Raw genomic sequence first — 15131 nt, 5'->3', positions numbered from 1 at the left:
GTGCCTTATGAGCCAACCCGAGCTTTCCGTTGTCGTCCCGGTATTCAACGAGCGCGACAATGTCGCCCCGCTGGTTGCCGAAATCACCGCTGCACTGCGCGGGCGGCTGCCGTTCGAGATCGTCTACATCGACGATCACTCGCGCGATGACACCCTGTCGGTGCTGCAGGGCCTGAAGGCGACCACGCCGGAACTGCGGGTGCTGCACCACGTGAACCAGAGCGGGCAGAGCACCGCCGTGCGCACCGGCGTCAAGCACGCACGGGCGCCCTGGATCGCCACCCTCGATGGTGACGGCCAGAACGATCCGGCCGATATTCCCAAACTGCTGGCCGCGCGCGATGCCGCCGAGACGCAGGTGAAGCTGTTCGCCGGCTGGCGTGTCAACCGCCAGGACAGCGGCAGCAAGCGCTGGGCCAGCAAGTGGGCCAACGCCATCCGTGCACGCATGCTGCGCGACGATACGCCCGATACCGGCTGCGGCATCAAGCTGTTCGAGCGCAGCGCGTTCCTCGACCTGCCGTACTTCGACCACATGCACCGCTACCTGCCGGCGCTGATGCAGCGTGCCGGCTGGAAGACCACCAGCGTGCCGGTCAACCACCGCCACCGTACCGCCGGCGTGTCCAAGTACAACAATCTGGGCCGCGCGCTGGTCGGCATTCGTGATCTGCGCGGCGTGGCCTGGCTGATCACCCGCAGCAAGCGCACTGCGGTGGAAGAGCGGTGATGGGGCTGGAACTTCACTGGCTCGACCAGCCGCTGACCTGGCTGTACTGGACCGGCCTGCATGTGACCGGCTGGAAGCTGATCGGCTATACCGGCGCGCTGATGTTCGGTGGCCGCTGGCTGGTCCAGTTCATCGCGTCCAAGCGTGCGGGCAAGCCGGTGATCCCGCGGCTGTTCTGGTACATGAGCGTGGTCGGCAGCCTGATGACGCTGAGCTACTTCCTGTTCTCGGCCAAGCAGGACTCGGTGGGCGTGCTGCAGAACCTGTTCCCGGCGTTCACCGCGCTGTACAGCCTGCAGCTGGACATCAAGCACCGGGGCTGGAAGCGGGACAGGGCCAGCCACTAGGTCTCCGGTAGATGCCGACCTTGGTCGGCGCCGGGTTTTGGGGCCAACCAAGGTTGGCCGCTACCGGGCCCCGTTCTGCGGCGCAGGCAGGACCTTCGTCCCATGCCACGGACGGTGAGCGGTGCCATGATCGGGGTCTGCCTTCCCGGGAACCTGTGCTCGTGAAAACCCGTCTTGCCGTTGCCCTGCTGATCGCCCTGTCCGCCCCTGCCGTGGCCCTGGCCGCGCCGCCCGCCACCGCCGCACCGGCCAGCGTGGCCACCGAATCGCCCGCCGATGCTGCCTTCCGCGCGCTGTACGAGAAGGAATGGAAGTGGCGCCAGGATGGCGGCGGCGAGGCCAGCGAGGACGAAGACGCTCCGGCCAACGCCACCCGCATGCCCGATGTCGGCCCGGCCGCGCAGCAGGCGCGCCTGAAGGTGTGGGACGAGACCCTCGCCGCGCTGAAGAAGATCGATCCGAAGACCCTGTCGCCCGACAACCAGGTCAACTACGCGATCTACCACGACCAGGTGTTCAACCTGGCCGAAGAGACGCGCCTGCGTGGCTACGAGATGCCGTTCAACGCCGACTCCTCGTTCTGGTCCAACCTGTCCTTCATGGCCCGGCGCGAGATGAAGACCGTGCAGGACTACCAGAACTACATCGCACGGCTGAACGATGTGCCGCGCTACTTCGGCCAGCAGACCGACAACATGCGCGCCGGCCTGAAGCGCGGCTTCAGCGTGCCGCGTGCCGTGCTCGATGGCCGCGAGGTCTCCATCGCCACCGTCGCCGAATTGAAGGACCCGACCGAATCGCCGCTGTACGCGCCGTTCAAGAAGCTGCCCAACACCGTTCCGGCGGCCGAACAGGCCAGGCTGCAGGCGCAGGCGCGTGAAGCGATCAGTGGCAAGGTGGTGCCCGCGTTCCAGCAGCTGCGCACCTTCTTCGTCAACGAGTACGTGCCGCAGGCGCGCACCACCCTGGCCGCCGAAGCGATGCCCGACGGCAAGGCGTACTACAAGCAGCAGATCCACGAATACACCACGCTGGACCTGTCGCCGGACGAGATCCACCGCATCGGCCTGGATGAAGTCGCACGCATCCAGAAGGAAATGAACGACATCATCAAGCAGGTGAAGTTCAAGGGCAGCTTCGCCGAATTCCTGACCTTCCTGCGTACCGACCCGCGGTTCTACGCCAAGACGCCGGAAGAGCTGCTGTCGCGTGCCGCGTGGATCTCCAAGCGCGCCGATGGCCAGCTTGGCAAGTACATGACGCTGCCGCGCGCCCGCTTCACCATCGTGCCGGTGCCGCCGGACATTGCGCCGTTCTGGACCGCCGGCCGCGGTGGCATGGGCACCTACTGGCTCAACACCTACAACCTGCCGTCGCGCCCGCTGTACAACCTGCCGGCACTGACCCTGCATGAGTCCGATCCGGGCCACGCGTTGCAGGGCGCCATCGCCGCCGAGCAGAAGAACCTGCCCGAGTTCCGCCGCAATGCCTACATCTCCGCCTATGGCGAAGGCTGGGCGCTGTACTGCGAGAAGCTGGGCGTGGAAATGGGCATCTATGAAACCCCGTACGAGGATTTCGGCCGTCTGACCTACGAGATGTGGCGTGCTGCGCGCCTGGTGATCGACACCGGCGTGCACAGCAAGGGCTGGACCCGGGAGCAGGCGTTGGCCTACCTGCGTGACCACACCGCGCTGAGCGAGCATGAAGTGACCACCGAAGTGGACCGCTACATTTCCTGGCCGGGCCAGGCGCTGAGCTACAAGTTGGGCGAGATCGCCATCGTGCGCCTGCGTGCGCAGGCCGAGAAGGAGCTGGGCGACAAGTTCGACATCAAGGGTTTCCACGACACCCTGCTCAAGCAGGGCTCGGTGCCGCTGCCGGTGCTGGAACAGCAGATCCAGGCCTACATCGCCGAACGCAAGAAGGCCTGACCCGACGCGTCGCCGGGCATGGCCCGGCGCTACCAGAATGCGCGGTGGTAGCGCCGGGCCATGCCCGGCGAGCGTGATGCGATCGGGTCAGAGCCCCGCCCGAAGGGCGGGGCTCCGACCCCCTCTCACCTCACCCCCACCGCCCGCGGCTTGGCCACGCGCGCGGCAAACGTCGGCAGCACCAGCAGGGTCAGCACGGTGGCGGTGATCAGGCCACCGATCACCACCGTCGCCAGCGGCTTCTGCACCTCCGCGCCGGAACCGCTGGCAATCGCCATCGGAATGAAGCCGACGATCGCCACCAGCGCCGTGGTCAGCACCGCGCGGATGCGGCTGGAGGCACCGTTGATCGCCGCCTGCAGCGGCAGGTCGCCGGCATCCAGGCGTTCGCGGATCGCCTGCATCAACACCAGGCCGTTCAACGTGGCCACGCCGGAGACGGCGATGAAGCCGACCGCCGCCGATACCGAGAACGGCATGCCACGCAGCAGCAGGGCGAGGATGCCGCCGACCAGCGCCAACGGCACGCAGCTGAACACCAGAATGGCTTCCTTGCCGCTGCGCAGCGCCATGAACAGCAGACTGCCGATCAGCAGGAACACCACCGGTACCACCGTCGCCAGCCGCTTCTCCGCGCGCTGCAGGTTCTCGAACTGACCGCCCCAGGTCAGGTAGGCACCCGGCGGCAGTGCCACGTCGGCCACCGCTGCCTGTGCCTCGCCGACGAAGCCACCGAGGTCGCGGCCACGCACATTGGCCTGCACCACCACGCGGCGGCTGCCATTGTTGCGGCTGATCTGGTTCGGCCCTTCGCTGACCGTGATGCGCGCGACCGACGACAGCGGAATCACCAGCCCTGACGGCGTGGCGATCGGCAGTGACGCGAGCTGGTCCGGATCGTTGCGCGAGGCATCGTCCAGGCGCACCACCACGTTGAAGCGGCGATCACCTTCGAAGATCTTGCCGGCCGCAGTACCGCCAATGCCGGTGGACAGCGCATCACTCACGTCCGCGGCGGTCAGCTCGTACTGCGCCGCCGCCACGTGGTCGATCGCTACGTTGAGCGTAGGCAGGCCGGAGATCTGTTCCACCCGCACGTCGGCCGCGCCGTTCACCGCACGCAGCTTCAGCGCCACCTGGTCGGCCACCTTCTGCAGCTGGCTGAAGTCATCGCCGAAGATCATCACCGCCAGGTCGGTACGCACGCCGGAGATCAGCTCGTTGAAGCGCAGCTCGATCGGCTGGCTGAACTCGAAGCTGTTGCCCAGCTGCTGCCCGGCCAGTTTCTCGAAGCGTGCCACCAGGGCTTCCTTGTCCAGCTTCGGATCGGGCCAGTCCTTGCGCGGCTTCAGCACGATCACGCTGTCGGAGATATTGGTCGGCATCGGATCGATCGCCGCCTCGGCGGTACCGGTACGCGAGAACACCGTCTCCACTTCCGGCTGCTTGGCAATCACCTTCTCCAACGCCAGTTGCATGGCCAGTGACTGCTCCAGCGACGTCGATGGCACGCGCAGGGCCTGCATCGCCACGTTGCCTTCGTCCAGCGTCGGCATGAACTCACGGCCCAGCAGCGAGAACGAGCCGATGCCCACCACCACCATCATCACCGCACCGGCCACCACCGTGCGCGGATGCGCCACGGCCTTGCGGATCACCGGCTCGATGCGCGCACGCAGTACACGGATCAGCCTGGTTTCGTGCTCGCCATCATCGCTGTGTGCCTCGCCGTCCTTCAGCTTCGGCTCGCGCACCAGCAGTGCGGCCATCGCCGGCACGAAGGTGAAAGAGAAGAGGAAGGCACCGACCAGGGCCAGCATGAAGGTCGCCGCCATCGGGTGGAACGTCTTGCCCTCCACGCCTTCCAGGGTGAGGATCGGCGCGAACACCAGCAGGATGATCAGCTGGCCGAACGCCGCCGGGCGCGCCATCCTCAGCGCCGAATCGGCGGCCACGCGCAGGCGTTCCATCGCGGTCAGCGCACGGCCCAGTTCGGCGCGGCGCTGGCCCAGCATCAGCAGGGTCGACTCGACCACGATCACCGCACCGTCCACCAGGATGCCGAAGTCCAGCGCACCCAGGCTCATCAGGTTGCCGCTGATGCCGAAGCGGTTCATGCCGATCACTGCGAACAGGAACGACAGCGGGATCACCAGCGCGGTGATCGTCGCCGCACGCAGGTTGCCCAGCAGCAGGAACAGCACCACCACCACCAGCAGTGCGCCCTCGGTGAGGTTCCTGGCCACGGTCTTGATGGTGGAATTGACCAGCACGCTGCGGTCCAGCACCGGTGCCGCCACGATGTCGGCCGGCAGCGATTTGTTCACCTGTTCCAGGCGCGCCGCAGCTGCCTGCGCCACGGTGCGGCTGTTGCCACCGGCGATCATCAGCGCGGTACCCAGCACGGCTTCATGGCCATTGCGGCTGGCCGCACCCAGGCGCGGCGCGCGGCTCAGGTCGACGTCGGCCACATCGGCCACGCGCACCACCACGCCATTGCGGGTGGCCACCGGCGCCTGCGCCAGGTCGTCGGTGGTCAGCGCCAGGCCGTCGGCACGTACCACCAGGCCCTCGCCGGCACGCTGCACGAAACCGGCACCGGCCTGCACGTTGGAACGCTGCAGGGCAGTGACCAGGTCGGCCAGGCCGAGGCCATGCGCAGCCAGTTTGGCGCTGTCCGGATGCACGCCGTACTCCTTGACGTAGCCGCCAACCGTATCGACGCCGGCCAGCCCCGGACTGGAACGCATCTGCGGCGCGATGATCCAGTCCTGCACGGTGCGCAGGTAGGTCGCGCGTTCCTCCGGCGTGCGCAGCAGGTTGCCTTCCGGTGTGCGGTAGACCTCACCGGCCTTCCAGCCGGCTTCACCGGGCTTGGCCAGCTTGGCAGGGTCGAACGCGGTGAAATCCACCGTCCACATCAACACCTCGCCGAGGCCGGTGGTGACCGGCGACAGCATCGGCGACGCACCATCGGGCAGGTCTTCCGATGCCTCTCGCATGCGTTCGGCCACCTGCTGGCGGGCGAAGTAGATGTCGGTGGCATCGGTGAAGATCGCGGTGACCTGCGAGAAGCCATTGCGCGACAGCGAACGCGTGGTGGTCAGGCCGGGAATGCCGGCCAGCGCGGTTTCCAGCGGATAGGTCACCTGCCGCTCGATCTGCTCCGGGGTCAGTGCTGGCGCCACCGTGTTGATCTGTACCTGGCGGTTGGTGATGTCCGGCACCGCGTCGATCGGCAACTTGCCGAGCTGGAACAGGCCCACGGCGGCGATCAGCGCGGCCATGAACACCACCAGCCAGCGGTGGCGCACCGCTGTTTCAATGATCAGCTTGAACATGGTCGCCTCCTCAGTGGCCGTGCTCGGCTTCGCCCTTGGCCAGTTCGGCCTTGAGCAGGAAGGCGTTGGCACCGACGATGCGCTCGTTGCCGGTCAGCCCACCGAGGATCTCGATACGGTCGCCGGCGCGACGCCCGGCCAGTACCGGCTGCGCCTTGAAGCCGCCTTCGACGGCGACGAACACCACACTGCTGCCATCGACGTTCTGCACCGCATCGGCGGGCACGCTGAGCGAGCCGTCCTGACCTTCGGTGACCACCACGGCCGACACCGGCGAACCGGCCGGCGGCAGCGACGCATCCACCGGCGTGGCGCGGATCACCGCGACGCCGCCCTGCTGGCGGACATCGGCGGCCGAGCCGGTGACGGTGGCGGTGAAGCTGCCCCCCGGCACACTCACTTCCAGCTTCATGCCCGGCGTGACCTGCGCGGCCAGCGCCGGCGGTGCGGTGAACACCAGCTCGTTCATCGACGGGTCGGCGACATCGGCGACTGCGCTGCCGGCAGCGACCACACCACCCGGGGTGACCTGCACGTTGCCGACGATGCCGGCCACCGGGCTGGTGATGCGCACGCGGCCACTGGCATCGGGCGCACCGTTGGCGGCGGCCTGGGCCTGCGCGGCGGCGGCCTGGGCCTGTGCCGCGAGCGAGCGTGCGCGCGAGGCTTCCATTTCCTGGCGCGCGACCACGCCCTGGTCGACCAGCGCCTTGTCGCGGCCATAGGCCAGGCGCGCAGCCTCGGCTTCGGCCGAGGCGGCCAGCGCATTGGCGCGGAACACCGCCGCTTCGCCACTGACCACGATGGCCAAGGCCTGGTTCTGCTTCACTGCGGTGCCCGGTGCGACCAGCACGCGTTCGACGCGGCCGGTCACGGTCGACGCCACCGAGGCACGTGCGCCCACCGACGGCTCGACGCGGCCGGACAGGCGCGTCGAGCCACCGCCACCGCGGCCGATGGCGACCACCTCGATACCGGACGCCTTGATCTGCTCCGGGGTCAGCGGCACCACGCCTTCATCGGCGTCAGCCGGCGCCTTGGCGGCTTCCGCCTTGGCTTCCTTGCTGTCGGTCGCGTGGCCATGGCCATCGTCGGTGCCCGCCTTGGCCGCGGCGGGGTCTTCATTTGCAGGTGTCTGCGCGTTGCCAGCGCAGCCGGCCAGCAGCACGGTCAGCAGCACGCCGCCGATCAGCGGGAAGGTACGGGAGAGAGTCATGGTGCCTCCACAAAAGGTGCTCGCCCTTCAAGGCGGGCAAGATCGATTTCCGCGCCGACGCGCGACAGGCGCGCATCCACGGCGGCGCCGCGGGCGGCGATGAGGGCGCTGCGCGTGCTGCGCAGTTCCAGCTGCGAGATGCGTCCGGCGTCGAAGCCGATGCGTGCAAGGCGGTAGGCCTCTTCGGCGGCGACCACGCTTTCATCGGCGGCACGGGTGCGGCTGCCGGCCGCCTTCAGCCCGGCCACGGCGGACAGGCGTGCGGCCTCGCTGTCGCGGCGCTGCTGGTCCAGGCGTGCCTCGGCCGCGCGCTGGTCGGCATTGGCGGCGCGGATGCCACCGCGGTTACGGTCGAACAGCGGGATGCTGAGGCTGAGCCCGAGGTTGTAGGCACGCTCGCCGCCTTCGCGGAAGCGGGTCTGTGCGGCGGTGACGCTGAGGTCGGGCAGGGCGCGCTTGCGCTCCACGTCGACCAGCTTGCCCGCCGCATCGGCTTCGGCTTCGGCAATGCGCACTGCCAGTGCGGTATCGGTGGCACCGCGCGGCAGCGGCGGTGCGCGGTCGAGCAGGCTGTTGTCGATCGACTGCACCGGCGCATCCAGCAGCGCGGTGCCGGCCAGGCGGGCCAGCGCGGCATCGCGGAACGCCTGTGCTTCATCCAGCGACGCCATGGCATTGGCTACTTCGCTCTGCGCTTGCACCGCGCGCAGCTGTGGTTCGCGGCCCTGCTTGACCATGGCGTTGACGGCGTTGGCGTCATCGCGGGTCAGTGACAGTGCTTCCTCGGCCAGGGTGTAGCGGCGCAGTGCACTTTCCGCCTGTGCATAGACCACCGCCAGCTGGCTGGCCACGTCGCTGCGACTCTGCGCGCCACGCAGGTTGGCCGCCTGGGCCTCGGCACGGGCGGCACGAACGCGCGCGCCACGCTGGCCCCAGACCTCCAGCGGCTGGGACAGGGTGAGTACGGTGTCGGCCTTGCCCATGCCGCGGTAGGTGCCGGAGCCCCAGGCGTTTTCGGCCGACCAGGAAAGGGAGGGATTGGGTAGCGCACGGGCCTGGTCGGCGCGCGCATCGGCGGCCTCGGCCAGTGCCGTGCCCACACGAGTGCCGGGCAGCTGGTCCAGGCGTTCAAGCAGGGTGTCGTAGGAGGGGGCGGCTTGCGCCATCACCGATGCCGCCGGGGCCAGGCCCAGCAACACGGCGACGACCAGCCCGGCCGCACGCGGCGACCGAGGTGTCAGGATCGACATAGGGGGATTCCGGTTGTGAGTGAAACGGGAGCCCGCAATCGCGGGACGCGCTCAACTCACGCCCGGGGTGGACGCGTCAATTCATCCTGGGCGACCGTATAGGCCGCCGCATCGCCCGCACTCATCCAGCGCGCCGGCAGTGGCGCCCCGAAGGCGGCGATCGTGTGCGCCGGCAGGCTCAGGTTGGAGTGGTGGCAGTGGTTGTGGCCACAGGCACCGACATGCTTGCCGTCGGTATCGCCATCGGCATCCGGTGCGGATTCCACATGCACCGTGCTGGCATGCGGTTCCACCGTGCACGCCAGGGCGTCGGCCACCGGCACGACCACGAATGCCGCCATCAGCAGCATCAGCAGGGTCGAACGGAGGTGGCGGGTGATCCAGCGCATGAAGGGGAGGCTAGCAAGCGGTTTTCGCCGGATACAATATCAATGGCCGCTTCGGGAATACGTCGGAATCTCCCGTTCAGCTGGACGGCCCGGGGGCAACCTGCCCTGGTGTGTGCCGACCTTGGTCGACACGCTTTTCGGCCCGTGGGGTCGGACACCGGGCTGCGCGTCTGTAGAGCCGAGCCTACGCTCGGCTGCTTTCGCACGACCAGCCGAGCATGGGCTCGGTCACGGCAGCTTCGCGATCACCTTGATCTCGAACTGGAACCCGTACAGCCAGGTCACGCCGATACCGGTCAGGGTCGGGTGCGGCGCCTCGCCCCAGTACTCGGGCACGATCGCCCAGGCCTTCTCGAAGTTGGTTTCCGGGTCGACCAGGAACACGGTCACGTCGATCACGTCATCGAACGTGCAGCCCGCGGCGGCCAACACCGCATTGAGATTCTCGAAGGCGCGGCGCACCTGTGCCTCGAAGTCCGGCTCGGGCGAACCGTCCTCGCGGCTGCCGACCTGGCCGGAAACGAACAGGAAGCCATCGGACCGGATCGCCGGCGAGTAGCGGTTACGCTCGTACAGGGCCTGGCGCCCGGCGGGGAAAACGACATCACGCTGTGACATGGGGAAGATCCCGTGGGAGAGAACGCCATCCTCCTCGCGAGCGCTGTCTGGATAAACCGCGATGATCGGCCTAGATTGATTGCCAATCCCAAATAATCACGGCCGGCCATGGACCGTTTCGAGGCGATGCGGGCCTTTGCCCGGGTAGTGGAAACCGGCAGCTTCACCCGCGCCGCGCACACCCTGCAGATCAGCCGCACCACGGTTACCCAGCTGGTGCAGCAGCTGGAGGCGCACCTAAGGCTGCGCCTGCTCAACCGCACCACCCGGCGGGTCAGCGTCACCGCCGACGGCGCGGCCTATTACCCGCGCATCGCCCGCCTGCTGGCCGAACTGGACGAGGTCGAAGGCGGGCTGGGCGACGCGGCTACCCAGCCGCGCGGGCGCCTGCGCGTGGATGTGCCTGGGCCCTACGCACGGCTGCGGCTGGTACCGGCGCTGCCGGAGTTCCAGGCGCGCTACCCGGAGATCCAGCTGGATATCGGCGTCAGTGACCGCGAAGTCGATGTCATTGCCGACAACGTCGACTGCGTGATCCGTGGTGGCACGCCGGCCGACCCGGCGCTGGTGGCGCGGCCGTTGGCTGCACTGCCGATCGGCTTCCATGCCAGCCCGGGCTATGTGCAGCGTTTCGGTATGCCGGCCGACCCGCGCGCGCTGGAGGGGCCGGACCACCACATGGTCGGTTTCCTCAGCCCGCGCAGTGGCCGTGCCCGCGTGTTCACTGCACAGCGCGGCGATGAGCGCATCGAGGTGCAGGGCCGCTACACGGTCGGCTTCGACGACGGCAACGCCTATCTGGCGGCGGCGCTGGCAGGTCTCGGCGTGGTCGCGCTGCCCAGCTACATGGCCGAATCGCATGTCGCACGTGGCGAACTGCTGCCGGTACTGGAGGACTGGCAGCTGCCGCCGATGCCGATGCATGTGATGTTCCCGCCCAATCGGCACATGAGCCAGCGGCTGCGGGTGTTCATCGATTGGGTGGTGGAAGCGTCGGGTTGATCGCGCGCGCCTGTAGAGCCGAGCCCACGCTCGGCTGCGTCTGGCACCAGCGCCCAAGGCCCGCGCTTAGCGCGTGAGCCGAGCACGGGCTCGGCTCTCCAGTGGGACCTTCCTGCTGCAGACATGCGAAAATCATCGCGGCACGCAACAGGAACCATCGCCACGCATGAATCGCATCGTCGCACTGGACACCGAAACCACCGGCATCTCCCACCGCCTGGGTCATCGCGTGATCGAGATCGGTGCCGTCGAACTGATCGAAGGCCAGCTCACCGGGCGCCAGTTCCACACCTACCTGCAACCGCAGCGCAGGGTCGATTGGGGCGCGCAGCGCGTGCACGGCATCAGCGATGCAATGCTGGTGGGAAAGCCGCTGTTCTCCAGCAAGGCCGCCGAACTGCTGGACTTCCTGCGCGGCAGCGAGATGGTCGCGCACAACGCCACCTTCGATGTGGGTTTCCTCGACAACGAGCTGCGCCTGGCCGGCATTCCCGCCACGCTGGCCCAGCACTGCCGCATCACCTGCAGCCTGAAGCTGGCGCGCGGGCGCTGGCCCGGGCAGGGAAACAAGCTGGACGATGTGCTGCAGCGCCTGCGCATTCCCGGCAATCGCGGCCTGCACGGCGCGCTGAAGGATGCCCATCTGCTGGCCCAGGTGATCCCGCATCTGCGTTGATGGCCGCGCGGGGTTACGCCGGCTGCAGCCAGCGCTCGATCATCGCCACGCCCGTGGCCACGCCATCCTCGCTCGCCATTGCTACGCCCAGTGCAACCGCACGCGCACGCGTCGCGCCGTCCTCGGCGAACCTGATGGCCGCCGCCAGGACTCCCGCATCCAACCGCTTGGGTGACAACGGCGCAGTCGCCACCCCCAGCGTCTGCAGGCGCCGCGCCCAGAAGAACTGATCGGCGGCGAACGGCATCACCAGCGAGGGAATGCCGGCGCGGCAGGCCGAATGCGTGGTGCCGCTGCCGCCATGGTGGATGGCCAGCGCGCAGCGTGGCAACAGTGCTTCATGCGGGGTCGGGCCGACCACGAACACGTTCGCTGGCAAAGCACCCGACGGTAGTCCGGCCCAGCCCGGAAACAGCAGCACGCGGCGTGGCGCCAACGCCTGCAGCAGGGCCGACAGCACGCGCTCGCGGTCGAAGCCGGTCATGCTGCCGAAGCCGAGATAGACCGGCTCGGGCCCGGCATCGAGGAAGGCCTGCAGGTCGGCGGGCGGCGACCAAGGTTGTTCCGGCATCCGCCATTGCCCGCACACCACATGATCGGTCGGCCAGTCGGCAGGCGGCGGCAGCAGCTGCGGGGAAATGCCGTACAGCATCGGCAGGCCGGTCCACAGCGTGCGGCGCGGCGGTTGCCCCAGTGCGGCGCGCGCGGCGTTGATCGGCCCGCGGAAGGTGCGCCACACCGCCTGGTTGACCAGCCCGTAACTGGCCCGGCGCAGGACGCCCGGCAGCGGCATCGGCGGCAGAAAGGGCGATGCGAAGTCGCGCGTCGGCGTCAGCGGAATCATGCCGGTGCCGATGCCCGGCAGGCCGTGCCGCTCAGCCACGCTGAGGCCGACAAGCGCGGCCAGGCCGCCGGTCAGCACGGCATCGCAGCCGGCGGCGGCCGCATCGGCCTGCGTCATCCAGGTCGGCACATGGCGACCGGCCATCCGCGCCAGGCCGCGCGACGCGGCGGCCAGGTTGTTGCCGCGTGCCACAAGGGCCACCACTTCGTCGTGGATGTCGCCTTCCAGCGCCGCGTGCGGCACCCCCAGCGCGCGCGCGCTGCCCAACGTTCCCTGTTCGGCCAGCAGCAGCACCTCGTGGCCGGCCTGGCGCAGCCCATGGCACAGCATCACCAGCGGCCGGGTGTCGCCTTCGGTTCCATAGGTCAGGGCCAGCAGTCGCATCGGGGGGCGGCGCCACGGAAGGGGCCGTCAGTATGGCCAGCCCTGCCATGAACGAGGCGTGCCACGTTCAGTCGCCTCGCCTGTGGGTAACTTGCGCAAGTGCTTGAACCCGTGCATAATGCGCGGCTCGCTGTGTCCGGTTTTCTACCGGGCGGCGCCCCCGGGAGCACGTCCCCGGCCGCCCAACGCCAGCGTAACCCTTTGATTCTCTTGACGTGTGGTGGGCAACCATCGAGGCCGCCGTCTCCCGGGCTACGGGCTGACAACTACTACTATCGAGGTGCGCAATGTCCCGCGTATGCCAGGTTTCCGGCAAGCGAGTGCAGACGGGTAACAACGTCTCGCACGCCAACAACAAGACCCGTCGTCGTTTCCTGCCGAATCTGCACGAGCGCCGTTTCTGGGTGGCCAGCGAGAACCGCTGGGTCAAGCTTCGTGTTTCCGCGCATGCACTGCGCACCATCGACAAGAACGGCATTGATTCCGTTCTGGCTGAGCTGCGTGCGCGCGGCGAAAAGGTCTGAGGAGTAAAGCATCATGGCAGGCAAGCGCGATAAGGTCCGTATGATTTCCTCGGCCGGTACCGGCCACTTCTACACGACCGACAAGAACAAGAAGAACACCCCGGGGAAGATGGAATTCCTGAAGTACGATCCGGTCGTGCGCAAGCACGTCCTGTACAAGGAAGGCAAGATCAAGTAATCCGCAAGGATTGCTGATCCCCGCGAAGAAACCCGCCCTTGTGGCGGGTTTTTTCATGCCCGGTATCCACGCCCGGTGTTCCCATGGTGGGTGCCGACCGTTGGTAGGCACGCTGTTCCCATACCCGGCGGCCGCCAACCTTGGCCGGCGCACTGTCCCCGCGCCTGGTAGGTGTCGACCTTGGTCAACACGCTGGTTCAAAGCAGTCGAGCGCGGCTCGACTCTACACACCCTGCTGGGCAGAATGGCCCATCACCTCCCGACGGGCGACGCGATGCTGTTCGAGTGGTTGCTGGGTTCGTATCTGCTGCTGATCGACTGGCTGATCCGGCTGGTTGCGCTGTGCTGGATTCCCACCCGCACCACGCCGGGTGCGGCGCGCAGCTGGCTGCTGCTGGTCGGCTTCGTGCCGCTGCTGGGCCTGCCGCTGTATCTGCTGTTTGGCCACCCGTGGCTGTCACGCGAACGCATCCGCCGCCAGGCCGAGGCCTCGCAGGTCATCCGCGAGGAACAGGCGCTGCAGCACCGCCTGCGCTGGACCCCGCAGCCGGATACCGCAAGCGCCGAGATCGTGCCGCTGGTGCAGCGCCAGGGCGATTTCATGCCGGTGCACGGCAACGCCGTCGATCTGCTGACCGACTACGACGAATCGCTGCACACGCTGATCGCCGACATCGATCAGGCCGAAGACCGGGTGCACCTGCTGTACTACCTGATGTTCGACGACGCGGTGGGCGAGGCTATCGTCGAGGCCCTGCAGCGTGCGGCTGCACGGGGCGTGCAGTGTCGCGTGCTGCTCGACGCGGTGGGCGCCAAGCGCGGCCTGCGTGCCTATCGCAAGCGCCTGCAGGCGCGCGACATCGAAGTGCGTGCGATGCTGCCCGGTGGCCTGCGCTGGCGCCGCAGCGGCCGCATGGACCTGCGCAACCACCGCAAGATCGCGGTGATCGACAACGAAGTGGCCTATGTCGGTTCGCAGAACCTGGCCGGCCCGCAGTTCGTGCCTGGCCACCCGAACCGCGAGCTGGTGGCGCGCGTGCGCGGCCCGGCGGTGGCGCATCTGGAAGCGGTGTTCGCCAGCGACTGGTACATGGAAACCGGCCAGCGCCTGGATGTGATCACCGATGTTCCCGAATGCGGCGACGACATCGCCACCCAGCTGCTGCCCAGCGGCCCGGCCTACCCGTACAGCAACGCACGCGATGCGGTTGCGGCGCTGATTCATCTGGCGCGGCGCCGGCTGGTGATGGTGACCCCGTACTTCGTGCCCGACGAGGCCACATTGAGCGCGCTGCGTATCGCCGCATTGTCCGGCGTGCAGGTGCAGCTGATCCTCTCGGCCAGCAACAACCAGCGGCTGACCTCGTGGGCGCAGGAGGCCTACTACGACGAGCTGCTGCGCTGTGGCGTGCGCATCGCCCTGTACGAACCGCAGTTCCTGCACGCCAAGCACATGAGCGTGGACGAGGACATCGCCGTGCTCGGCTCGATCAACATGGATATCCGTTCGTTCGCGCTGAATGCCGAAATCGGCCTGATCTGCTACGACCATGCGCTGGTGAAGCAGCTGTGCGGGATCGAGGATGGCTACCTGCGTGAATCGCGGCAGCTGGATCTGCAGCAATGGCGCAAGCGTCCTGCCTGGCGGCGCAGCCGCGAGGGCATCGCACGCTTGGCCGATGCGTTGATGTGAGGCGG

At 68.0% G+C, this 15131-nt stretch carries 14 protein-coding genes; 8 read left to right on the top strand and 6 right to left on the bottom strand.

Going from position 1 to position 15131, the window contains the following annotated elements:
- Positions 1-7: 7 nt before the first annotated feature.
- The 3 genes from AC5QAH_RS16835 (at position 8) to AC5QAH_RS16825 (ending at position 3011) form a co-directional block, all read left to right on the top strand.
- Positions 8-730: a glycosyltransferase family 2 protein gene (locus tag AC5QAH_RS16835; protein WP_043399632.1), complete on the top strand. Its 723-nt coding sequence runs from the start codon at positions 8-10 to the stop codon at positions 728-730.
- Positions 730-1077 (top strand): lipid-A-disaccharide synthase N-terminal domain-containing protein, encoded by a 348-nt coding sequence (locus AC5QAH_RS16830; protein WP_008267433.1) that lies wholly within the window; start codon positions 730-732, stop codon positions 1075-1077. The genes AC5QAH_RS16835 and AC5QAH_RS16830 overlap by 1 nt, the downstream gene beginning before the upstream one ends.
- 161 nt (positions 1078-1238) lie before the next feature.
- Entirely contained in the window at positions 1239-3011 is a 1773-nt protein-coding gene (locus AC5QAH_RS16825; RefSeq protein WP_043399629.1) for a DUF885 domain-containing protein, read from the top strand.
- A 125-nt stretch (positions 3012-3136) separates the two neighbouring features.
- On the opposite strand, the gene AC5QAH_RS16820 is transcribed toward AC5QAH_RS16825, so the two are convergent.
- From AC5QAH_RS16820 to AC5QAH_RS16800, 5 genes are all read right to left on the bottom strand, one after another.
- Positions 3137-6352 carry an efflux RND transporter permease subunit gene (locus AC5QAH_RS16820; protein WP_272773999.1) on the bottom strand — a complete coding sequence of 1072 codons (3216 nt, stop codon included), beginning with the start codon at positions 6350-6352 and terminating at the stop codon, positions 3137-3139.
- A 10-nt stretch (positions 6353-6362) separates the two neighbouring features.
- Positions 6363-7568: an efflux RND transporter periplasmic adaptor subunit gene (locus AC5QAH_RS16815; RefSeq protein WP_049454203.1), complete on the bottom strand. Its 1206-nt coding sequence runs from the start codon at positions 7566-7568 to the stop codon at positions 6363-6365.
- On the bottom strand, positions 7565-8818 hold the full coding sequence (locus AC5QAH_RS16810; RefSeq protein ID WP_010482369.1) for a TolC family protein: 1254 nt from the start codon (positions 8816-8818) through the stop codon (positions 7565-7567). Before AC5QAH_RS16810 ends, AC5QAH_RS16815 begins: the two co-directional genes overlap by 4 nt.
- Positions 8819-8874: 56 nt before the next feature.
- Entirely contained in the window at positions 8875-9207 is a 333-nt protein-coding gene (locus tag AC5QAH_RS16805) for a hypothetical protein (protein WP_010482368.1), read from the bottom strand.
- 228 nt (positions 9208-9435) lie between these two features.
- Entirely contained in the window at positions 9436-9825 is a 390-nt protein-coding gene (locus tag AC5QAH_RS16800) for a RidA family protein (protein ID WP_049454202.1), read from the bottom strand.
- 108 nt (positions 9826-9933) lie between these two features.
- On the opposite strand from AC5QAH_RS16800, the gene AC5QAH_RS16795 reads away from it, so the two are divergent.
- Together AC5QAH_RS16795 and dnaQ are read left to right on the top strand one after the other, a co-directional pair.
- A complete protein-coding gene (locus AC5QAH_RS16795) occupies positions 9934-10827 on the top strand; it encodes a LysR family transcriptional regulator (RefSeq protein ID WP_049454199.1) in 894 nt (297 codons plus the stop codon).
- A 166-nt stretch (positions 10828-10993) separates the two neighbouring features.
- A complete protein-coding gene (dnaQ, locus tag AC5QAH_RS16790; protein ID WP_010482365.1) occupies positions 10994-11503 on the top strand; it encodes a DNA polymerase III subunit epsilon in 510 nt (169 codons plus the stop codon).
- Positions 11504-11516: 13 nt separating this feature from the next.
- On the opposite strand, the gene AC5QAH_RS16785 is transcribed toward dnaQ, so the two are convergent.
- Positions 11517-12731 carry a glycosyltransferase gene (locus AC5QAH_RS16785; protein ID WP_010482363.1) on the bottom strand — a complete coding sequence of 405 codons (1215 nt, stop codon included), beginning with the start codon at positions 12729-12731 and terminating at the stop codon, positions 11517-11519.
- Positions 12732-13018: 287 nt separating this feature from the next.
- On the opposite strand from AC5QAH_RS16785, the gene rpmB reads away from it, so the two are divergent.
- From rpmB to cls, 3 genes are all read left to right on the top strand, one after another.
- On the top strand, positions 13019-13255 hold the full coding sequence (gene rpmB / locus AC5QAH_RS16780) for a 50S ribosomal protein L28 (RefSeq protein WP_005411638.1): 237 nt from the start codon (positions 13019-13021) through the stop codon (positions 13253-13255).
- Between the two features lie 10 nt (positions 13256-13265).
- Positions 13266-13433 (top strand): 50S ribosomal protein L33, encoded by a 168-nt coding sequence (gene rpmG, locus AC5QAH_RS16775; RefSeq protein ID WP_169411268.1) that lies wholly within the window; start codon positions 13266-13268, stop codon positions 13431-13433.
- A 274-nt stretch (positions 13434-13707) separates the two neighbouring features.
- A complete protein-coding gene (gene cls, locus AC5QAH_RS16770) occupies positions 13708-15126 on the top strand; it encodes a cardiolipin synthase (protein WP_049454197.1) in 1419 nt (472 codons plus the stop codon).
- The last annotated feature ends 5 nt before the right edge of the window (positions 15127-15131 follow it).

The sequence above is a fragment of the Stenotrophomonas sp. YJH_SMC_43 genome (genome assembly GCF_059372535.1).
The sequence above is the reverse complement of the archived record's forward strand: the minus strand, read 5'-3'. Positions and strand labels throughout refer to the sequence as shown.